At 57.5% G+C, this 19,429-nt stretch carries 21 protein-coding genes and 1 tRNA gene; 10 read left to right on the top strand and 12 right to left on the bottom strand.

Annotation, left to right across the window (positions count from 1 at the left end):
* The first annotated feature begins 2 nt into the window (after positions 1–2).
* The 5 genes from I9188_RS18225 (at position 3) to I9188_RS18205 (ending at position 5,439) form a co-directional block, all read left to right on the top strand.
* Positions 3–710: an ATP12 family protein gene (locus I9188_RS18225; RefSeq protein WP_209505878.1), complete on the top strand. Its 708-nt coding sequence runs from the start codon at positions 3–5 to the stop codon at positions 708–710.
* A 205-nt stretch (positions 711–915) separates the two neighbouring features.
* Positions 916–1,932, top strand: coding sequence for an amino acid ABC transporter substrate-binding protein (locus I9188_RS18220; protein WP_209505880.1), 1,017 nt, complete (start codon positions 916–918; stop codon positions 1,930–1,932).
* A 128-nt stretch (positions 1,933–2,060) separates the two neighbouring features.
* The gene (locus I9188_RS18215; RefSeq protein ID WP_209505881.1) at positions 2,061–3,329 is read left to right on the top strand and encodes an ABC transporter permease subunit; all 1,269 of its coding nucleotides are present in this window, start codon (positions 2,061–2,063) and stop codon (positions 3,327–3,329) included.
* A gap of 1 nt (position 3,330) precedes the next feature.
* On the top strand, positions 3,331–4,635 hold the full coding sequence (locus I9188_RS18210; RefSeq protein WP_209505882.1) for an amino acid ABC transporter permease: 1,305 nt from the start codon (positions 3,331–3,333) through the stop codon (positions 4,633–4,635).
* Between the two features lie 12 nt (positions 4,636–4,647).
* Positions 4,648–5,439: an amino acid ABC transporter ATP-binding protein gene (locus I9188_RS18205; protein WP_280922443.1), complete on the top strand. Its 792-nt coding sequence runs from the start codon at positions 4,648–4,650 to the stop codon at positions 5,437–5,439.
* Positions 5,440–5,444: 5 nt separating this feature from the next.
* Here the strand turns inward: I9188_RS18205 and I9188_RS18200 are convergent, their stop codons facing one another.
* The 9 genes from I9188_RS18200 to ttcA form a co-directional block, all read right to left on the bottom strand.
* On the bottom strand, positions 5,445–5,981 hold the full coding sequence (locus I9188_RS18200; RefSeq protein ID WP_209505883.1) for a histidine phosphatase family protein: 537 nt from the start codon (positions 5,979–5,981) through the stop codon (positions 5,445–5,447).
* Positions 5,978–6,664, bottom strand: a complete 687-nt coding sequence (locus I9188_RS18195; RefSeq protein ID WP_209505884.1) for a ferredoxin — start codon at positions 6,662–6,664, stop codon at positions 5,978–5,980. The genes I9188_RS18200 and I9188_RS18195 overlap by 4 nt, the downstream gene beginning before the upstream one ends.
* A 22-nt stretch (positions 6,665–6,686) precedes the next feature.
* Positions 6,687–7,550: an acetylglutamate kinase gene (gene argB / locus I9188_RS18190; RefSeq protein ID WP_209505885.1), complete on the bottom strand. Its 864-nt coding sequence runs from the start codon at positions 7,548–7,550 to the stop codon at positions 6,687–6,689.
* A 60-nt stretch (positions 7,551–7,610) separates the two neighbouring features.
* The gene (yihA, locus tag I9188_RS18185; protein WP_209505886.1) at positions 7,611–8,264 is read right to left on the bottom strand and encodes a ribosome biogenesis GTP-binding protein YihA/YsxC; all 654 of its coding nucleotides are present in this window, start codon (positions 8,262–8,264) and stop codon (positions 7,611–7,613) included.
* A complete protein-coding gene (locus I9188_RS18180; protein ID WP_209505887.1) occupies positions 8,261–8,998 on the bottom strand; it encodes an MOSC N-terminal beta barrel domain-containing protein in 738 nt (245 codons plus the stop codon). The genes yihA and I9188_RS18180 overlap by 4 nt, the downstream gene beginning before the upstream one ends.
* Entirely contained in the window at positions 8,995–10,824 is a 1,830-nt protein-coding gene (yidC, locus tag I9188_RS18175; protein WP_209505889.1) for a membrane protein insertase YidC, read from the bottom strand. The genes I9188_RS18180 and yidC overlap by 4 nt, the downstream gene beginning before the upstream one ends.
* 126 nt (positions 10,825–10,950) lie before the next feature.
* Positions 10,951–12,234, bottom strand: a complete 1,284-nt coding sequence (locus I9188_RS18170) for a bifunctional diguanylate cyclase/phosphodiesterase (RefSeq protein WP_245220548.1) — start codon at positions 12,232–12,234, stop codon at positions 10,951–10,953.
* Complete coding sequence (locus I9188_RS20340) at positions 12,204–12,497, bottom strand: hypothetical protein (RefSeq protein WP_245223755.1); 294 nt, start codon at positions 12,495–12,497, stop codon at positions 12,204–12,206. Before I9188_RS20340 ends, I9188_RS18170 begins: the two co-directional genes overlap by 31 nt.
* Positions 12,498–12,541: 44 nt before the next feature.
* On the bottom strand, positions 12,542–13,435 hold the full coding sequence (gene ttcA, locus I9188_RS18165; RefSeq protein WP_209505891.1) for a tRNA 2-thiocytidine(32) synthetase TtcA: 894 nt from the start codon (positions 13,433–13,435) through the stop codon (positions 12,542–12,544).
* A 114-nt stretch (positions 13,436–13,549) separates the two neighbouring features.
* Between ttcA and I9188_RS18160 the strand changes: the two genes are divergently transcribed.
* Positions 13,550–14,485, top strand: coding sequence for an alpha/beta fold hydrolase (locus tag I9188_RS18160; RefSeq protein ID WP_209505893.1), 936 nt, complete (start codon positions 13,550–13,552; stop codon positions 14,483–14,485).
* Here I9188_RS18160 and yidD read toward each other — a convergent pair.
* The 3 genes from yidD to rpmH are packed head-to-tail and all read right to left on the bottom strand — an operon-like array spanning position 14,482 to position 15,298.
* Complete coding sequence (gene yidD, locus I9188_RS18155; RefSeq protein ID WP_209505895.1) at positions 14,482–14,715, bottom strand: membrane protein insertion efficiency factor YidD; 234 nt, start codon at positions 14,713–14,715, stop codon at positions 14,482–14,484. The two genes, I9188_RS18160 and yidD, sit on opposite strands and share 4 nt — an antisense overlap.
* On the bottom strand, positions 14,712–15,137 hold the full coding sequence (rnpA, locus tag I9188_RS18150) for a ribonuclease P protein component (protein WP_209505897.1): 426 nt from the start codon (positions 15,135–15,137) through the stop codon (positions 14,712–14,714). The genes yidD and rnpA overlap by 4 nt, the downstream gene beginning before the upstream one ends.
* Before the next feature lie 26 nt (positions 15,138–15,163).
* A complete protein-coding gene (rpmH, locus tag I9188_RS18145; protein WP_005980833.1) occupies positions 15,164–15,298 on the bottom strand; it encodes a 50S ribosomal protein L34 in 135 nt (44 codons plus the stop codon).
* A gap of 296 nt (positions 15,299–15,594) precedes the next feature.
* Between rpmH and I9188_RS18140 the strand changes: the two genes are divergently transcribed.
* From I9188_RS18140 to I9188_RS18125, 4 genes are all read left to right on the top strand, one after another.
* Positions 15,595–16,326, top strand: coding sequence for a TVP38/TMEM64 family protein (locus tag I9188_RS18140; RefSeq protein WP_209505899.1), 732 nt, complete (start codon positions 15,595–15,597; stop codon positions 16,324–16,326).
* A 3-nt stretch (positions 16,327–16,329) separates the two neighbouring features.
* Entirely contained in the window at positions 16,330–17,748 is a 1,419-nt protein-coding gene (locus I9188_RS18135) for an FAD-dependent oxidoreductase (RefSeq protein ID WP_209505901.1), read from the top strand.
* A gap of 18 nt (positions 17,749–17,766) precedes the next feature.
* The gene (locus I9188_RS18130; RefSeq protein ID WP_245220550.1) at positions 17,767–19,149 is read left to right on the top strand and encodes an ATP-binding protein; all 1,383 of its coding nucleotides are present in this window, start codon (positions 17,767–17,769) and stop codon (positions 19,147–19,149) included.
* A 64-nt stretch (positions 19,150–19,213) separates the two neighbouring features.
* Positions 19,214–19,290, top strand: a tRNA-Arg gene (locus I9188_RS18125).
* Positions 19,291–19,429: the final 139 nt, after the last annotated feature.

Here is a 19,429-nt window from a genome sequence, read left to right as displayed (position 1 = left end):
ACATGAGTGACTGGAAACCGAAACGCTTCTGGAAAGAAAGCCGGACCATCGATGTTGAAGGTGGGTTTACGGTTGAACTGGATGGCCGCCGCGTCAAGACCCCTGCCAAAGCAGCGTTGATCCTGCCGACCCGCGCCATGGCCGAAGCGGTTACAGCGGAATGGGATGCCCAGCAGAGTGAGGTAGATCCGTCGACGATGCCATGCACCCGATCGGCGAATGCGGCAATCGACAAGGTTCGGTCCCAGCATAGGGAAGTTGCCGACATGCTTGCGGATTACGGCGATTCCGACCTGCTATGTTATCGGGCGACACACCCGTCAGAGTTGCAGGAACGTCAAAGCGCCGAATGGGACCCGGCACTGGATTGGGCCGAGGTCGCACTGTCTGCTCGCTTGCGGCCGGTTGTCGGTGTGCTGCACAAGCCGCAATCTGACGCAGCCCTGTCGGCGCTGCGTGCTCGCGTCCATGCGCTGGACGCGTTCCAACTGGCGGCGTTCCACGATCTGGTCAGCTTGTCGGGGTCATTGATTCTCGGGTTTGCAGCGGCCATGGATTGGCGCGAACCAGCCGAAATTTGGCGCATTTCGCGCCTGGACGAAACCTGGCAGGTCGAACAATGGGGTCACGATGACGAGGCCCATGCGGTTGCCGAAACGAAGAAAGCCGCATTTCTGCATGCTAAACGCTTCTTTGATATGTCGGTTTGATCCTTATTTTCCGATTTTTGGCCAAATGTTCAAATTGGTTGGGGTCTGATCCATCGTTTTCGATGATCCGACCCTTGACGTTTGTTTATGAATACGCCCAAACTCAGTGCCACTAAAGGGGAGACACCTTTGGAGTAACCTATCCGGCATCCACTTGCCGGGCAGAGCCGCCTCTGATGGGGCGGGAAATCAGGAAGAGGTAAAAATGAAAAAATCCGTAATCTTGGGCGCGGCAACGATTGCCGGTCTTGCTGCTGGCGCAGCCGTGGCAGGGACCGTTGACGACGTTAAAGCGCGCGGCAAGCTGAACTGTGGTGTGACCACCGGTCTGGTTGGCTTTGCTGCTCCTGACGCCAACGGCGAATGGCAGGGCTTTGACGTATCGCTGTGCCGCGCTGTTGCCGCAGCCGTTCTGGGCGACGCAAGCGCGGTAGAATTCGTTCCGACCACCGGTAAGACGCGTTTTACCGCTCTGGCCTCGGGCGAGATCGACATGCTGGCGCGTAACACCACCTGGACCTTCAGCCGCGACGTCGACCTGAAGTTCGAATTCACCGGTGTGAACTACTATGACGGTCAGGGTTTTATGGTTCCCAAGGCACTGGGCGTAAGCTCGGCCAAGGAACTGGACGGCGCAACCGTTTGTATCCAGACCGGCACAACAACCGAGCTGAACCTGGCGGACTTCTTCCGTTCGAACAACATCAGCTACGAACCGGTTCCGATCGAAACCAACGCCGAAGCACAGCAGCAGTATCTGGCTGGCGCATGTGACGTTTACACCACCGACGCTTCGGGTCTGGCGGCAACCCGCGCCACATTCGAAAACCCCGGTGATCACATCCTGCTGCCCGAAATCATCTCGAAAGAGCCGCTGGGCCCGCTGGTCCGTCACGGCGACCACGAGTGGGGCGACGTTGTGCGCTGGACTCTGAACGCGCTGGTCTCGGCTGAAGAGCTGGGCGTAACCTCGGCCAATATCGACGAATTGGCCGCTGGAACTGATAACCCGGAAATCAACCGCCTGCTGGGTACCGAAGGCACCCTGGGTGAAATGCTGGGTCTGGACGCTGACTGGGCAGCCAAGGCGATCAAAGCCGGTGGCAACTATGGCGAAGTGTTTGCCAAGAACATCGGTGAAGAAACCCCGATTGGTCTGGCGCGCGGCCTGAACGCACAGTGGACCGAAGGCGGCCTGCTGTACTCGCCGCCGTTCCGCTAATATCGACGGAGAAGGGCGCAGGGCAACCTGCGCCCTTTTTCCATCCATAAGAATCACGCCCGTACGGTTTTGAGCAGGGATCAACTCTGCCGACATATTTACGGGATGCACGGGGATATACATAGGTCATGACGACTCTCACTGACCCGCCGAAGGAGCAGTTCCGGCTGTCCATGCTCCTTTATGATACGCGGTACCGATCTGCGACCATTCAGGTTATCGCAATGATTGGTTTTATGCTTCTGGCAGCCTGGATCATTTCCAATACCATCCAAAACCTCGAAGCCCTTGGGAAACCGGTTGAGTTCGGCTTTTTCGCAGAACCGGCCAGTTACGATATCAACCAACGCTTGCTTGAATACGATTCGCGCGACAGTCACTTGCGCGCCGCCTTTATCGGCTTGCTGAACACGCTGGTTGTGGCGGTTCTTGGTTGTATCACAGCAACTATAGTCGGTGTTTTGGTTGGTGTTCTGCGCCTGTCCAACAACTGGCTGGTTGCGCGGATCATGACCGTCTATGTCGAGATGTTCCGCAACGTACCTGTGTTGCTGTGGATCGTTCTGGCCATGGCCATTCTGATCGAAAGCCTGCCAGCACCAAGGGCGTTCCGCGGAGAAAACCCAGAAGCCACGATGAATCTGTTCGATTCGGTCGCGGTGACCAATCGCGGGATTTATGTCCCGGAATTCCTGTTTTCGCGCAGCCTGGGTGATATCCATATATTCGGGACGTCGAGCTTACGGTTCGATATCTCGCTGGACCTGATCGCCATTCTGATCGTGCTCGGCGGCAGCATCTTTGCGATGCGCAAGGTTTCCGCCTGGGCACAAGCCAAGCAAGAGGCATCCGGTGATCGTCCGACCATCTGGCACATCCAGCTGGGTATTCTGTTTGTGCCGATGATCGTCCTTCTCACCATCCTGGGGTTCCACCTTGGTTTCCCTGAGCTGAAAGGCTTCAACTTTACCGGCGGCACACATTTGCGTAACTCGCTGATCGCGCTGTGGCTGGCCTTGTCGCTTTACACGGCGGCCTTCATCGCCGAGATCGTTCGTGCGGGTATCCTGGCCATCTCGAAAGGCCAAACCGAAGCCGCATCGGCGCTGGGTCTGCGCCCGGGCCGGACCATGCGCCTTGTGATCCTGCCGCAGGCATTGCGGGTGATCATTCCGCCCATGATCTCGAATTATCTGAACCTGACCAAGAACTCGTCACTGGCGATTGCGGTCGGATATATGGACATCACGGGGACCCTTGGCGGCATCACCATGAACCAAACCGGGCGCGAGCTGGAATGTGTTCTGCTGCTGATGCTGGTCTATCTGTCCATCTCGCTGAGTATCTCGGCGGTGATGAACTGGTACAACAACCGTGTAAAACTGGTGGAGCGGTAATATGAGTGATGTTTCATTTGTCCGCACGGAAATGCTGCCCGAGCAGGCACCGCCTGCTTCCGAGGTCGGTGCGCTGGGATGGGTCAAGCACAACCTGTTCTCAAGTTGGTTCAACACGATCCTGACGGTGGTTTCGCTCTACGCGATCTACTACGTGTTGTCAGGTGTTCTGCCATGGATTTTCCAGTCCGTGTGGAATGCAGACTCTCTCAACGAGTGCCGCGAGATCATGATGGCCACCTGGGGATCGACCCATGGGCACGCCTGCTGGGCGGTTATCAATGACCGCTGGTTACAGTTGCTGTTTGGCTTCTATCCAAGCCATCTGTACTGGAGACCGATCCTTGCGCTGGTTCTGTTGCTGGTCGCATTGGCGCCGGTTCTGTATTCGGATCGCGTCCCAACCAAGATGCTGATCTTTTCAGCAATCTATCCGTTCCTGATGCCTTTCCTGATGTGGGGCGGAACCATCTGGGGGCCAATCTCGGCCGCGCTTGGGTTTGTCGCCGGTTGGTTCGTATACTCGGTTCTCAGCAAACAGGTGAGCGAACTGGTGGGTATGATCGGTGCGGTTGTTGCCGCAGTGATCTGGTGGCTGGTGCTGTCCAGCTACTTCACGGGCGCGATGAGCTCGGTTCTGCCGATTGGCATCGAAGCGGTTGAAAGCCGTCAGTTCGGTGGTTTCATGCTGGCGATCCTGCTGGGCGTTGTGGCCATTGGTGTCTCACTTCCGATCGGAATCGTTCTGGCGCTGGGGCGTCAGTCCGACCTGCTGATCGTCAAATACCTGTGCGTGGGCTTTATCGAGTTCATTCGCGGTGTGCCGCTGATCACTTTGCTGTTCGTGGCGTCGCTGCTTCTGAACCTGTTCCTGCCACCGGGCACCAACTTTGACATCATCCTGCGGGTGATGATCATGATGACCCTGTTCTCGGCGGCCTACATGGCCGAGGTGATCCGGGGTGGTCTGGCTGCCCTGCCACGAGGTCAGTACGAAGGCGCCGACAGTTTGGGCCTGAACTACTGGCAGGCGCAGAGGCTGATCATCATGCCGCAAGCCCTGAAGATCTCAATTCCGGGCATCGTGAGCACATTCATCGGGATCTTCAAGGATACGACGCTGGTGTCGATTATCGGGTTGTTCGACGTGATCGGATTGGCTTCTGCTATCCGCGCCGACACGGCCTGGAACGGCATCTATTGGGAACTGTTCGCGTTCATCGCGTTGCTGTTCTTCATCGTCTGCTTCTCTATGTCCCGTTATTCCATGTATCTGGAGCGCAAGCTTCAGACTGGCCACCGTTAAGGAGTTCAACACATGTCTGAACTTGCAATTGACCGCGAAATCGACCGTTCCAAAATGCAGGTGAGCGACGAGGTCGCCATCGAAATCACCAACATGAACAAGTGGTACGGGTCCTTTCACGTGCTGCGCGACATCAATCTGACCGTCAATCAGGGCGAGCGGATTGTTATCGCGGGTCCGTCCGGGTCGGGGAAATCTACCCTGATCCGCTGCCTGAACGCGTTGGAGGAACACCAGCAGGGCACGATCATCGTGGATGGGACCGAGCTGTCGAATGACCTCAAGAACATCGACAAGATCCGGTCCGAGGTTGGGATGGTGTTCCAGCACTTCAACCTGTTCCCGCACCTGACCATTCTGGAGAACTGCACGCTGGCCCCGATCTGGGTGCGCAAGACGCCCAAGAAAGAGGCCGAAGAGCGCGCGATGCATTTCCTGGAAAAGGTGAAAATCCCGGATCAGGCGCTGAAATACCCCGGACAGCTGTCCGGTGGTCAGCAGCAGCGTGTGGCGATCGCCCGCTCGCTGTGCATGATGCCGCGGATCATGTTGTTCGATGAACCGACATCGGCGTTGGACCCCGAGATGATCAAAGAGGTGCTCGACACCATGATCGAGCTTGCCGAGGAAGGCATGACCATGCTGTGCGTGACGCACGAGATGGGCTTTGCCCGTCAGGTCGCCAACCGCGTGATCTTTATGGATGCGGGCCAGATCGTGGAACAGAACGAACCGGAAGAGTTCTTCAATAATCCGAAAAGTGAGCGGACCAAACTGTTCCTCAGCCAGATTCTGGGACACTGAACGTTTCAAGATGGTGGAAAGGCGGGGTTTTGCCCCGCCTTTTTCTGTTCCAGCAACTCACGCGCAGTGGTGAAGCCCAGCACGGTGCCCTTATGCCAGCGCACGTCTGACCAGCTGTCGGCGTCGAATTTCAGCACAGTGGTTGCACAAGTTGGATAGTCGAAAAAGCGCATGTGATCCGGCGGCCGTTGCACAAGGCGGTTGGCGAATTCGGCGATTCCGGGATTATGGCCCAGCATCAACACAGTCGGTTCCGTGGCGCTTGCTAACTCGCGCAACATGCCGTCCGCGTCGGCGTGGTAGAGCGATTTGTGAAAGCGGACCTTATCGGCCTTTAACCCCATCCGGGCCCATGTCTCGCGGGTGCGGGTTGACGTCGAGCTTAGCACTTCTTCCGGCAGCCAGCCGTTATCGCGCAGCCATGCACCAATGGCGGGGGCAGACCTGCGCCCACGCTTGTTCAGGGGGCGTTCATGGTCGCCAAGTCCCGGATTGTCCCAGCTGGATTTGGCGTGACGCGTCAGGATCAGGGTGCGGGTCATGACGGGTGAAAAGCCATCATATGATGGGCTGATTGTTCGGGATCGCGCCCTGCGCCAGCGCTGAGCGGGCAAGCGAGGCGGGCCAGACAGCCGCCTGTCATGCAGGATTGCCCCTTAGCGGTATCAAGATGGTTGTGGCAGGCTGCGATGTCATAGAAGTTTTGCGCGTTCAGCGCGCCGACAGGGCAGGCCGTCGTGCACGGTGCGGCGCAGGTGTCACAGGGGGAAACGCCGGACGCCTCGGGGATGGCAAGCTCATGGGCGAAATGCAGTGCGCCGCGATATGAGATCATCATGCCGACCGTGTCATGTACCAAGGCCCCCACCGGGCTGCTGAAAGTGCGTCCCGATTTCAGGGCCCAGTCGATGAATGGCGCATAGGGCGGACCACCAAAGGGGAAATAGGCCTGTGCACCGAACGCATGCGCCATCTGGCCGACGGTTCTGGTTGACCAGCGGTCTACTGGATCAGGCCCCCGCCATTCCGGCGAGGCTTTCAGAGCAGGCCAGAAATCAGGACCCGCGCCCAGCAAGATCAGAGTGCCAGTGTCAAGTTGCCGGGCTGCCACGCGATGAGGATGCAGCGCGCCCATGACAATCAACCCCGCCTGACGCGCCGCATGTTCTACGCGGCCATAGGTTTCCGCATCCGGAACAGAGGAAGGTTGCGCAAGCTCTGTCATCTTTCCTCGGCTGTTGCTGTGATCAGTCTGGCCGTATCAGCGACCCGGCGCCATGTTCCGTGAACAGTTCAAGCAGAACCGCATTGGGCGCGCGCCCGTCAAGTATCACGACGGCCCGAACGCCGCTGTGCAGGGCATCGAGGGCAGTTTCGGTCTTGGGGATCATGCCACCTGCGATGGTGCCTTCGCGGGTCATCTCGCGGATCTGGCCGGCTTTCAGCTCGGTCACCACATCGCCTGCCGCGTTCTTGACGCCCGAGACATCTGTCAGCAGCAGAAGGCGGTCTGCTTTTAGTGCCGAGGCTATCGCCCCGGCCGCCGTATCGCCGTTCACGTTGAACGTTTCGCCCTCACGGCCCGCGCCCAGAGGGGCGATAACCGGGATCACATCATGTGAGAACAGATCATGCAGGATTTTCGGGTTCATCTCGGAAGGGGTGCCGACATAACCCAGCGACGCATCCGTCTGGTCACAGATCATCAGGTTTGCATCTTTGCCCGACAAACCCACGGCCGAACCACCCTGACCATTGATTGCCTGAACGATGCGCTTGTTCACCAAGCCAGACAGAACCATCTCGACCACCTCGACGGTTGCCGTGTCGGTCACGCGCTTGCCGTTCACAAAGTCGGACTTGATATCCAGCTTGTCCAGCATTGCGTTGATCATTGGACCACCACCATGCACAACAACCGGGTTCACGCCCACCTGACGCATCAAGACGACATCGCGCGCAAAGCTCTCCATAGCCTCGTCGCTGCCCATGGCATGCCCGCCCAGCTTGATGACGACGATGGCCCCATCATAGCGTTGTAGATAGGGCAATGCGCTGTTCAGGGTTGCTGCGGTGGCGATCCAGTCCCGGTTCATGTCACGTGTCTTCATTGCTAAGGTCCCTCTGACCGTCCGTGTTAGGGCCTTTGCACCGCGCTGCCAAGGGCGAAGCTATTCCAGATGTGCAATGATCGAGCGCAGGGTCGGAATCCCGTCGCCTTTTTCGGACGAAGTCAGGACGATTTCCGGGAATGCGGCAGGATGTTTGGACAAAGCCGCACGGGTTTGTTCCAGAACCTTCTCGCGCTCGTTGGCCTTGACCTTGTCGGCCTTGGTGAGAACGCATTGAAAGGTCACGGCACTGGTATCCAGCAACTTCATGATTTCAGCGTCGACCGGTTTTACCCCGTGGCGCGCATCGATCAGGACAAAGGCACGGCGCAGTGTCTGACGGCCGCTCAGGTATTGCTTGAGAAGCTTCTGCCATTTTTCAACCACGTTAACCGGTGCATTGGCATACCCATAGCCCGGCAGGTCCACCAGATAGAGGTCCGGGCCTTGCGTAAAAAAGTTGATTTCTTGCGTGCGGCCTGGTGTGTTCGAGGCACGCGCCAGACCCTTTGTTCCGGTTAGCGCATTGATCAGGCTGGATTTGCCGACATTCGAGCGACCGGCAAAGCAAACCTCCAGCCGGTCAGGGGTGGGCAGGCCCGTCATGGCGACTACGCCTTTGACAAATTCAGACGGGCCGGCAAACAGTTTGCGACCGCGTTCTTTTGCGAAGTCATCCGGCTCTTCGGCCAGCGGAAACGGAAGCGTGGTCATAACACCTCCAGGGTATCATTCAGGCGGATTTCACCACCCTGAACAACCTCGGCATAGACGCCGAAATCCTGATGATCCCAGCTGTTCAGCGCGCCCAGAGTATCCGCGTCGCGTTCGCCGGTTTCCGGATTTGCGGTGGTGGCCAGACAGCGAACGATACGCTCGCGAACCCGGAGCACGGTTTCGCCAATGCGAAGGTCACAGCCCAGCCAGTCGAATTCATCCCACTCAGGCAGACCTTCGAACCAGATGTTCCCGCGCCACCGTGCTGTAGACAGAGACTGGCCCAGCTTTTGTTCCACAGCGCGATGAGACGCCATGTTGCACAGGCTGATTGACGGAAAATCGGTATCGGTCATGCCGCGCCCGGGCACCCGGACAATTCGGGCAGACGCAGCGCGGTTTGTGGGCATAAGCGGCTTTACCCAATCCAGGAAAACCGATTGCTCCGTGTCGGGGTGAAAGCTCAGATCCGGGCGGTCCGGGTGGCGCAAAGTGACCTGCTCGCCGTCCAGTTTCGCCCAGATCGCCATCAGCTTGGGGGCTTTTGAACCGCGGCTAAAATTAACACACGGGGCCCATTCCGTCCCGTCGGTCTTGGCCGCTTCATGGGCAACCGCCCAAACGCGATCCCCGGGCATGGTCTGCCCGGGGTTGAGGGTAATCAGGCTCAGGGCTTCACGCCCATGGCTTTTGATCGGGTGACGCCAAAGGCCTGAAACTGTTCCGCTCATTTCTTGTCCGTGTTTGGCAATCGCTTAAAGCCGGATTTGATGTTTCCGAACACATCCGGCGTATAGCCCTGACTGCGCATGATCAGATATTGCTGCGTAAAGGTGATCGTGTTGTTCGCAATCCAGTACACGACCAGACCGCTGGCAAAACCGCCCAGCATGAACATGAAGACCCAGGGCATCCACGCGAAGATCATCGCTTGTGTGGCATCGGTTGGTGCCGGGTTCAGTTTCTGTTGCAGCCACATCGAGATCCCCAGCAGCAGCGGCAGAATACCGATAAAGATCAGCGCCATCAGGGTGTCCGGCTGCGGGCCAGCCCAGGGCAGCAAGCCAAAGAGGTTCATGATCGAGGTCGGGTCAGGTGCGCTCAGGTCCCTGAACGGGCCAAACCACGGCGCCTGACGCAGTTCGATTGTGACGAAGATCACCTTGTACAGTGAAAAGAAGATCGGGATCTGCAACAGGATCGGCAAACAACCGGCAGCGGGGTTCACCTTTTCCTTCTTGTACAGCTCCATCATGCCCTGCTGCATCTTTTGGCGGTCGTCGCCTGCAGCTTCCTTCAGAGCTTCCATCTGCGGTTGCAGTTCCTTCATCTTCGCCATCGAGACGTAGGACTTGAAGGCCAGCGGGAACAGGATTGCCTTGATGATCAGTGTCAGGCCGATAATGGACCAACCCATATTGCCGATCAGCGCATGAATGTTGTGTAGCAGCCAGAAAATCGGCTTGGTCAGGAAAAAGAACCAGCCCCAGTCGATGCTGTCGATGAATTTCTGCACACCGTCAGCCTGGTATTCCCGGATGGTTTCCCACTCTTTTGCTCCGGCAAACAGCTGGGTTGTCACCTGCTCGGTCGCACCCGGTGCTACAGTCAGCGTCGGCAACACCGTTTCTGTCTGGTAAATCTTACGACGCGAGTCGTATTTGGCAGCCGCCTTGAACGCAGAACCGGGTTCCGGAATCAGCGTGGTCATCCAGAAGTGATCGGTGAAACCGATCCAGCCGTTGTCCTTGACCTGGTATACCTCGGCCTGCGCGCGCTCGTCCGGATCGATATCAAAATCACGAACGTCGCCATAATCCACTTCGGTCAGAGTGCCATCGGCCATACCGATCACACCCTCGTGCAGAATGAAGAAGTTTTTCAGGCCGGGCAGGTCACCGTCTTCGCCGATGCCGTGGCGCGCAAGAATGCCGTAAGGGGCCAATCCAACTTCGGTTCCGGTGGCGTTTTCGACAGATTGCGTTACCGTGAACATGTAGTTGTCGTCCACCGCGATGGTGCGGCGGAACGTCAGTCCGTTGCCGTTTTCCCAGACCAGTGTCACAGGTGTGTCAACACCCAGGGTTTCACCCTGCTCAAGCGCCCAGATCGTATTTGGCCCTGGAACATCGGTACCGGTCAGGCCCGCGCCAGGGGCCCAGCCATAGAGGGCGTAATAGGCGGATTGCGATCCGACTGGCGACAGCAACTCGACAATCGGAGAATTCTCGGCCAGCGAGACCTTGTAGTCTTTCAAAGACAGTTCGTCAATCCGACCGCCAGCAAGGGACAGGCTGCCGGTCAGGCGGGGCGTGTCGATATTGATGCGGGGCGCTTCGGCATCGGGTTCAGCTTCGGTGGCGGCCGCAGTTGCCTCTCCGACAGTGCTGGTGTCCGCTGCGCTGGGCGTCTGAACCTCACTGCCTTCGACGCTGGTTATTTCAGCCTGATCCGGCGTTGTCGTCTGTTCCGGAGGGGGGAACAGCACGAACCAGACCAGGATCACGAGAAAGCTGAGCGCGGTTGCGAGGATGAGGTTCTTGTTCTGATCGTCCATCGGGGACAGCCACCTTGAGCAGTGAAAGACACCCGCAGGGTTCAACAGAGTGCAGACCCAAAGGTCAAGCGGAATCGCCCGTCATTTCGTCACGGAGGGGTCTTCTTTGTCACGATTCCCGGTTCCCTACCGCGTTTGCCGCCCGATTTTGGGAACACCGTCGATCTTGTTGCGGTAAGACGTGATCCAATCCTTGGTCTTCTCGAATGGCATGGGCTTGCCGATGCCAAACCCCTGAACATGATCGCAACCCAGTTGGGCCATCAGAGCGTGTTCACCCGGCGTTTCGACACCTTCGGCCAAAGTTTCCAGATGCAAACGTTCCGCCATCATCAGAATGGCGCTGGCAAGCTGTTGCTGGCTTGGGTCCAGATCCGCTTTGGCAACAAATGACCTGTCGATCTTGATGCGGGATACGTTGAACCGTTTGATAGAACCGATCGAGGCATGTCCTGTCCCGAAATCGTCCAGATCAATACAGCACCCCATTGCGGCAAGCCCGGTGACATTGCGGGTGATGACATCGTCGGGCCGTCTGGAGAACACGGTTTCCAACACCTCGACCGCCAGCCTGTCGGGGGTCAGATCGAATTGATCCAGTTCCCATTTCAGACGGTCGATCAGACCCGGATTGCGCAGTTCGTCAGATGAAAAGTTTATCCCAATGCGCGGCACAGACAGCATGGACCGATCCCAATCGCGCATTGCAGAGAAGGAATGATGCCGCATGGCCTGCCCCAGCCGATCCATCAGTTCAGCCTGTTCGGCAAAGGGCAGGAACACATTGGGGGCAAGAACCCCTTTCTTCGGATGTTCCCAGCGGGCCAGAGCCTCAAACCCGCTGATACGCCCGTTATCGGTTGAGATCTGGGGTTGAAACCATGGGCGGATCTCACCGCTGTCCAGCGCCGCTTCGAATTCTTTGCGCAAGTTGATCCTGACCTGCGCCCGTCTGCGCGTCTGTGAGGAAAAAGCGCGAATCGTGGAAGGCCCGTTTTGTTGCGCCTCCAAAAGGGCGTTGTTTGCGGCTTCCTGCCAATCGACCGCAGAGCCGTCAGTGATACTGCGGCTCAAGCAAAAGCCGATCGAACAGGACATATGCACGCCGGTGCCATTCAACATGATGGGGTCTTCAACGGCGTTTTGCATACGGCCCGACATTTGAATACAAGCTTCAAGATCCAGTTGCCGTGCCGGGTGCAGAACAACCATCATCCTGTTTCCGCCCATCCGGGTTGCGCAATCATTTGAGCGGATCATGGACAAAACGCGTGAGCAGAACTGCTGTGCAACGTGGTTCGCCGCCGCCTGTCCGTGCAGATCAAGCAATTGCGTAAAGTCATCCAGAACCACCGCGAAGCAGGCCGAGTTTTCCCCCTTCAGGCGGGCATCCGCAAATACCTCTTCCAAAACTGTTTCGAACTGGTCCTTTGACAGCAGACCGCCGGGACGCCAAGCGACGGATTGGCTGTGAACGCATTGATGCCTGCGACGATCAGAGGCAGAAACAGGGCCAGTGCGACCAGGGCCTGCTCGCCCCCTATCCAGAATGCACTCAGGCAAAGCGCTGGAACAAAGGCCAGCGCGGCTGGGCTGCCAAGAACGGTTTTCAACGAATGGACAAAACGGTCGGTAAGGGGATGGTTCCGCATCAGCTTTCTTGCCTTGGGCATGATCTGCACAAGGCAAAGCCTATGAAACCAGTCTGAGTCAGTCGTTAACGCAGAAGCGGAATCTCATCCAAATCTCCGGATTTTCCGTCGGAGTTTAGTGAAAGTTTAATGAAATCAAACAGCTTTCCATCCAGAAGGTGCGATGGCCGCGCATTTGTTAACGCTCGGAACATAACCTGTCTCCGACCCGGGCTGTTCTTTTCCCATTGATCCAGAATCTGTTTGACCTGCTGGCGCTGCAACCCATCCTGACTGCCGCACAGGTCACAGGGAATGATCGGGTATTGCATTGCCTTGGCAAACTTCTCGCAATCGGCTTCGGCGACATGGGCGAGCGGGCGGAATACAAAAAGATCGCCTTCTTCGTTCACCAGTTTAGGCGGCATCGTGGCCAGGCGGCCGCCGTGGAACAGGTTCATGAAAAACGTCTCAAGGATATCGTCGCGGTGATGCCCCAGGACGACAGCCGAGCATCCCTCCTCGCGCGCGATGCGATAGAGGTTGCCACGGCGCAAACGGGAACACAGGGCGCAATAGGTCCGGCCCTGTGGGATCTTGTCCATCACAACGGAATATGTGTCCTGATATTCGATCCGATGCGGTACGTCCATTCGACCCAGAAACTCGGGCAGGACCGTTGCCGGAAAGCCCGGCTGGCCCTGATCCAGATTGCAGGCCAGCAGATCGACAGGCAACAGGCCCCGCCACTTGAGCTCGTGGAGAACGGCCAGCAATGTATAGCTGTCCTTGCCGCCAGAAAGACAGACCAGCCAGCGGGGTGGCTTGCCATCCTTGTCGTGGGCGGACGGATCCACCATCCCGTATTGCTCGATCGCTTCACGGGTCTGGCGCACAATTCGTTTGCGCAGCTTCTTGAACTCGGTTGTCGAGGGCGCGCCGGCAAACAGCGGGTGGATATCGTCTGCATCATCAAACATGCGCCGTGGTTACAGCGGACCGAAGGCCCGGGCAAGGCGTAGACGCAGGATCAACCGCATTTGGAGAGTAGTTACACCCGTGTTACCCTGCGCGCATTTTTCAGGAGGTATATTATGGACTACTTCTTTTCGGTCCGCGCCCGCAGCGGCGATCACTATTCAAACAAGATGGGTGCCGCGCGATATCTGGCTATTCCAGGAAATGTCGGGCAACCGGCGCGGCAGCATGAATTACCTCAATCTCAATGGATAAGCCGGATTCAGGCTGAAGCCGGGGCGACGGCTACCGAGAATGGACACATTGTCGTCTTCGTGCACGGGTTCAATACCGAACAATACCAGATGCTGGAACGTCACCGCAAAATTCGCACCGGTCTTGAGACGCATGGTTTTGACGGTGTGGTCATCAGTTATGACTGGCCAAGCGATGGATCAGTTCTGGGCTATAACGTTGACCGGGCTGACGCGCGGCGTGCGGCAGAGAAATTGTTCAGTCACGGGATCACTCGGCTGTCCCGGATGCAGACCGCGGATTGCCGGTACAACGTCCATGTTCTGGCACATTCCATGGGCACGTTCTTGGTGCGCGAAGCCATGGATTATGCAGATGACGACCACGAAACCGCGCAACACAGCTGGATGACCAGCCAGATCGCGTTTGTCGCGGCGGATGTGTCCGCGAAATCGTTCCGTGACGGCAGTTCCAAGACGTCCTCTCTGATGCGACGTTGTACAAGGCTGACATGCTATTACAGCCCCTTTGACGAGGTATTGTCGATTTCAGAGGTCAAGCGTGTCGGAGTATCGCGCCGACTGGGCCGTGTCGGAATGCCAAACGACCGGTCTGAGAAAGCGGTTAATCTGTATTGCGGGTCTTATTTCAAGAATACCCGCGATGAATACGGGGACGGGCCTTCGGCGACACACAACTGGTATTTCGATTCGCCCCGGTTTTTCGAAGACTTGCACCATACGTTATTGGGAAAACTGGACAGAGAGGTCATTCCGACCCGCAGCTTCACCGACCGCGGCAATCTGGCGTTGATTTAAGGGTCGGTATTGTCGGGCACCGGATCGTAACCGTCACCGCCCCAGGGATGGCACCGGCAAATCCGGTGCGCAGCCAGCCATGATCCCCGGATTGCGCCATGTTTTTCCAATGCTTCCAGCGCATAGGCCGAGCATGTGGGCTGATAGCGGCAGTTGAAACCGACCCAGGGGCTGAAAATCAGCCGGTACGCGCGAACGGGCAGGGCGACGATATGGGACAGGAAGGTCATTTGCGATCCGCATGCACTTTGCCAAGCGCATACCGCAAGTCGCTCAGCAGGGTGTCATAAGGAAGATCGGCGGTTACATCAGCCCGCCCGATCAGCACATAGTCCCAACCTTCAAGACCGGACACAGGCAAGACCGCCCGCGCGACTTCTCGCAGGCGGCGCTTGGCACGATTGCGGGCCACGGCATTGCCGACTTTCTTTGAGCAGGTAAAGCCAACGCGCAGTCCGACCGCTTCATCTGGCGCGCGTCTGCGGGCCTGCACCATCATCGAAGACGTTCCCTGCCTGCGCGCGCGGGCGGCTTTCAGGAAATCGGCTCGTTTTTTCAGGATCGTCAGAGATGCGGGTAGACAAACAGAAGCCGCCGGGGGCGTATTCCCGGGGTGGCTCTTACCATCCTCAGGGGCCTCCGGCGGCGTCATGTTCATACCCTGATCGGTGGGCGGTTTTACGCGCTCAGCGATTTGCGGCCGCGGGCGCGGCGTGCGTTCAGGATCTTGCGGCCGGCTTTGGTGGCCATGCGCGCGCGGAAACCGTGGCGGCGTTTGCGAACCAGGTTCGAAGGCTGATAGGTGCGTTTCATCGCTCCGTCTCCAATCTATAGCGGTCGGGTGCGGCGCGGATTCGCCTGGCCCTAGTGTTCGAAGCCCGTCCTCTACTGCCAAGCGAAGTGTAAGTCAAACCCCAACGGCCCGGTTTTCGCGGCTTTTGCAACAATTCTGTAAACCGATTGCTGAAAAGATTTCAAATCGGTCGATTATCGTCTGAAACTGTCACGTTCGCGGCCACAAAGATCAAGGCCCCGTGAACCCCCTGTTGCCGAAAGCGCAAGCAGCGCATGTTGGGCGTAAGATGAAGCAAGAAGAGTCGGAAAACCAGATGTCCGAAACAAGCCACGCTCCACGATACGGGTTGGCGCGCCATATTCCCCTGCTGGTGATTCTCAGTGTCGCGGCGGTGGGGTTTTTCACGCTGGGTGATTACCTGACCTTCGAAACCCTGCGCGACAACCGCGAAGCGCTGCTGGCGTGGCGGGACGCCAACTATTGGGCCATGGTGGCCGGGTTTGTCGCTGTGTATATCGTGATCGTCGCATTTTCACTGCCCGGAGCAGCCGTCGCCTCGATGACCGGTGGGTTCCTGTTTGGACTGTTTGCCGGAACGGTGTTCAATGTATTTTCGGCCACTATTGGCGCATCGGTCATCTTTTTGGCCGCCCGCTGGGGTTTGGGCAATGCTTTGACGGCCCGGCTGGATGCCTCAAAGGGGACGATTGGAAAGCTGAAAGACAGCTTGCGCCAGAACGAAATCTCGGTGCTGTTCCTGCTGCGGCTTGTGCCGGTTGTGCCGTTCTTTGTGGCCAATCTGGTGCCCGCACTGGTGGGCGTCAAATTTCGCAATTTTCTGATCACGACGGCGCTGGGCATTATTCCGGGGGGTATCGTTTACACCTGGATCGGTGTTGGGTTGGGCGGTGTGTTCGACCGTGGCGAAACACCGGACGTTTCTTTGTTGTGGGAGCCCTTCGTCATTGGCCCCATTGTCGGCTTGTGTGCGCTGGCTGCTTTGCCGATTGTCATCAAGTCCCTGCGTGGCGGAAAGGACGCCTGATCCATGCAACACCACAAGACAGACATCCTGGTCATTGGGGCCGGGTCCGGTGGGTTATCGGTTGCGGCCGGTGCCAGCCAGATGGGTGCGAAGGTGATCCTTCTGGAAGGGCACAAGATGGGCGGCGACTGTCTGAACTTCGGTTGTGTCCCGTCGAAAGCGCTGATTGCAAGCGGCAAAGCGGCCTTTGGTCAGGCGCATTCCGCCGCGTTTGGTGTGGCCGATGTAAACCCTCAGATCGACTATGCCGCGGCGAAGGATCATGTGCGGGATGTGATTGCCCAGATCGAACCGATGGACAGCCAGGAACGCTTCGAAGCTTTGGGTGTCATGGTGATCCGCGAATATGGCAGCTTTATCACCCCGACCGAGGTGCAGGCCGGAGATCATGTCATCACCGCGCGCCGGATCGTGATTGCCACCGGGTCGTCGCCATTGGTTCCGCCAATCCCTGGTCTGGACACAGTGCACTATCAAACAAACGAAACCATCTTCGACCTGCGCGAGCGTCCGGAGCATCTGCTGATCATTGGCGGTGGTCCGGTTGGCATGGAAATGGCGCAGGCTCATGTCCGGTTGGGCAGCAAGGTGACAGTCGTTGAAGGGCAGAAGGCTTTGGGCAAAGACGATCCCGAGGCGGCGTCCGTGGTGCTGGAGGCTTTGCGCAGTGAAGGTGTCGATATCCACGAAAATGCCGTGGTGGCCCAGGTTCGCGGAAGAGAAGGTGCTGTGGAAATCGTGACCGAGAATGGCGATATTCACCGGGGCTCTCACCTTTTGATCGCCGCAGGTCGCAAAGCCAATATTGAGCGTCTGAACCTGGCCGCAGCGGGAATTGACCGCACCCGAACCGGAATCAAGACGGATGACAGCCTACGAACGTCAAACCGCCGGGTCTATGCGATTGGCGATGTCGTGGGGGGGCTGCAATTCACCCATGTAGCCGGGTATCATGCGGGTATCATCGTTCGATCCGCCTTGTTCCGCCTGCCCGCTAGAGCGAAAACGGCGCATATCCCATGGGCAACGTTCACCGATCCTGAACTGGCGCAGGTTGGTCTGACCGAAGCTCAGGCCCGCGACCTGCATGGCGACAGGGTGGAGGTTGCGCGCTTTGTTTATCACCACAATGACCGCGCATTGGCTGAGCGCAAAACCAAAGGGTTCATAAAGGTTATGGTGGTGAAGGGCAGGCCCGTCGGTGCCACGATTGTGGGCCATCAGGCGGGCGAGTTGATCAACACGTGGTCATTGGCCTTGGCCAATAACCTGAAGATGGGGCAGATCGCTGCTATGGTTTCACCTTATCCAACGATCGGAGAGCTTAACAAACGCGTTGCCGGCGCTTATTTCTCTCCAAGGCTGTTTGAGAATCAGACAGTTAAACGTGTGGTCAGGTTCGTTCAGCGCTGGATTCCCTGACCTGTAGAGGAGCGTAAATTGAACTCGCTGTCGGGCCGATTTCTGATCCTGACGACGGTCTTCGTCATGTTGGCCGAAGTACTGATCTTTGTCCCGTCGATCGCCCGGTTCCGCGAGGATTTCCTGCTGAACCGTTTGGAACGCGCCCAGATCGCATCGCTGGCGTTGCTGGCTGACGATATGCTGGCCGAAGATCTTGAGGCTGAATTGCTGGCGAATGCCGGTGTCTACAACGTTGTGTTGCGTCGGGATGAAGTCCGCCAACTCATGCTGTCGTCACCGATTCCCGAGGCAGTCACCAAAACATTTGATCTACGGGATGCCGGTCCATGGACTTTGATCCGGGATGCGGTGAGCCGGATTTTCATTCCTGAAAATGAAATCATCCGTATCATTGGCGAGCCGGTCAAGGGCGCAGGGTTGCTGATCGAGGTCACGATCGATAGCGCGCCCCTCCGTATGGCGATGGTTGATTACGGCCTGCGCATTCTGGGACTTTCCTTTGTCATCTCGATCATCACGGCGTCTTTACTGTTCCTGGCGGTGCGCGTGGTTCTTGTCCGGCCCATCAAAAGCGTTGTTGGATATATGCAGCGCTATGCCAGCGCACCCGAGGATGCGCGCGGCATCATCTCACCGAATTCCAGAGTGACGGAATTGCGCGAGGCTGAAGAAGCGCTGAAGATGCTGCAAACGGAACTGACGCAGGCGCTCAAACAGCGCGAGCGGCTGGCGCAACTGGGTGGGGCGGTTGCAAAGGTCAGCCATGACCTGCGCAACATTCTGACATCGGCGCAGCTGTTCACGGACAGGATCGAATCCAGTGATGACCCGCTGGTCCGGCGAATGGCTCCGAAGTTGGTGAATTCGATCACCCGTGCTGTATCGTTGTGTGAAAGCACATTGGCATTCGGCCGTGCAGAAGAACCTGCGCCCACCTTGACGATGGTGCCCCTACGGACAATTGCGGCTGACGTCGCCACCAGCGAGCAGTTGGCAGTAACGGGGGGCAGCGTCGAGATCGTGAACGAAGTGCCCGAAGGCTTGATCGCCCGCGCCGACCCCGAGCAGTTGTTTCGCGTCATCATGAATCTTGTGCGTAACGCAAGACAGGCGTTGGAAGCCTCAGGTAAGCCGGGTCAAATCACCATCGTCGGGTGTGAATATCAGGATGCCTGGTGTCTTGAAATTCGCGACACCGGGCCGGGTCTTCCGCCAAAAGCACGTGAAAACCTGTTCACACCGTTTCAGGGTGGGGTCCGCAAAGGAGGCTCTGGCTTGGGTCTTGCAATCTCTCAGGAACTGGTGCGCGGGCATGGCGGTAACCTGACACTGAAAGAGACCGGACCCGAAGGAACGATCTTTGAAATCAGGCTTCCGCGCGGTGACATGACTTTTTAATTTTTTTTTGAAGAATCGGCTTGCACGTCTTTGACCACAGGTCTAAACAGCGCCTCACCAACGCGGACCGATAGCTCAGCTGGATAGAGTACTTGACTACGAATCAAGGGGTCGGGGGTTCGAATCCTCCTCGGTCCGCCATTTGGTGATTTTCTCAAACCTCAATGAGATACACTAGGTTGCTTAAACCTCTGTGTTTTATGGCTGTGGCCGCGTTGGCTGGTTTCGTTGGATTTTATCCGACCATACCCGTATACTTTCACTGAGTGGTATATTTTGT

The sequence above is a fragment of the Ruegeria sp. HKCCSA071 genome (assembly GCF_017872555.1).
Lineage (GTDB): Bacteria > Pseudomonadota > Alphaproteobacteria > Rhodobacterales > Rhodobacteraceae > Ruegeria.
The sequence above is the reverse complement of the archived record's forward strand: the minus strand, read 5'-3'. Positions and strand labels throughout refer to the sequence as shown.

Coding starts and splice junctions, on each gene's coding strand:
- I9188_RS18225 (WP_209505878.1), top strand. CDS start 3: ATGAGTGACTGGAAACCGAAACGCTTCTGGAAAGAAAGCCGGACCATC.
- I9188_RS18220 (WP_209505880.1), top strand. CDS start 916: ATGAAAAAATCCGTAATCTTGGGCGCGGCAACGATTGCCGGTCTTGCT.
- I9188_RS18215 (WP_209505881.1), top strand. CDS start 2,061: ATGACGACTCTCACTGACCCGCCGAAGGAGCAGTTCCGGCTGTCCATG.
- I9188_RS18210 (WP_209505882.1), top strand. CDS start 3,331: ATGAGTGATGTTTCATTTGTCCGCACGGAAATGCTGCCCGAGCAGGCA.
- I9188_RS18205 (WP_280922443.1), top strand. CDS start 4,648: ATGTCTGAACTTGCAATTGACCGCGAAATCGACCGTTCCAAAATGCAG.
- I9188_RS18200 (WP_209505883.1), bottom strand. CDS start 5,981: ATGACCCGCACCCTGATCCTGACGCGTCACGCCAAATCCAGCTGGGAC.
- I9188_RS18195 (WP_209505884.1), bottom strand. CDS start 6,664: ATGACAGAGCTTGCGCAACCTTCCTCTGTTCCGGATGCGGAAACCTAT.
- argB (WP_209505885.1), bottom strand. CDS start 7,550: ATGAAGACACGTGACATGAACCGGGACTGGATCGCCACCGCAGCAACC.
- yihA (WP_209505886.1), bottom strand. CDS start 8,264: ATGACCACGCTTCCGTTTCCGCTGGCCGAAGAGCCGGATGACTTCGCA.
- I9188_RS18180 (WP_209505887.1), bottom strand. CDS start 8,998: ATGAGCGGAACAGTTTCAGGCCTTTGGCGTCACCCGATCAAAAGCCAT.
- yidC (WP_209505889.1), bottom strand. CDS start 10,824: ATGGACGATCAGAACAAGAACCTCATCCTCGCAACCGCGCTCAGCTTT.
- I9188_RS20340 (WP_245223755.1), bottom strand. CDS start 12,497: ATGCCCAAGGCAAGAAAGCTGATGCGGAACCATCCCCTTACCGACCGT.
- ttcA (WP_209505891.1), bottom strand. CDS start 13,435: ATGTTTGATGATGCAGACGATATCCACCCGCTGTTTGCCGGCGCGCCC.
- I9188_RS18160 (WP_209505893.1), top strand. CDS start 13,550: ATGGACTACTTCTTTTCGGTCCGCGCCCGCAGCGGCGATCACTATTCA.
- yidD (WP_209505895.1), bottom strand. CDS start 14,715: ATGACCTTCCTGTCCCATATCGTCGCCCTGCCCGTTCGCGCGTACCGG.
- rnpA (WP_209505897.1), bottom strand. CDS start 15,137: ATGACGCCGCCGGAGGCCCCTGAGGATGGTAAGAGCCACCCCGGGAAT.
- rpmH (WP_005980833.1), bottom strand. CDS start 15,298: ATGAAACGCACCTATCAGCCTTCGAACCTGGTTCGCAAACGCCGCCAC.
- I9188_RS18140 (WP_209505899.1), top strand. CDS start 15,595: ATGTCCGAAACAAGCCACGCTCCACGATACGGGTTGGCGCGCCATATT.
- I9188_RS18135 (WP_209505901.1), top strand. CDS start 16,330: ATGCAACACCACAAGACAGACATCCTGGTCATTGGGGCCGGGTCCGGT.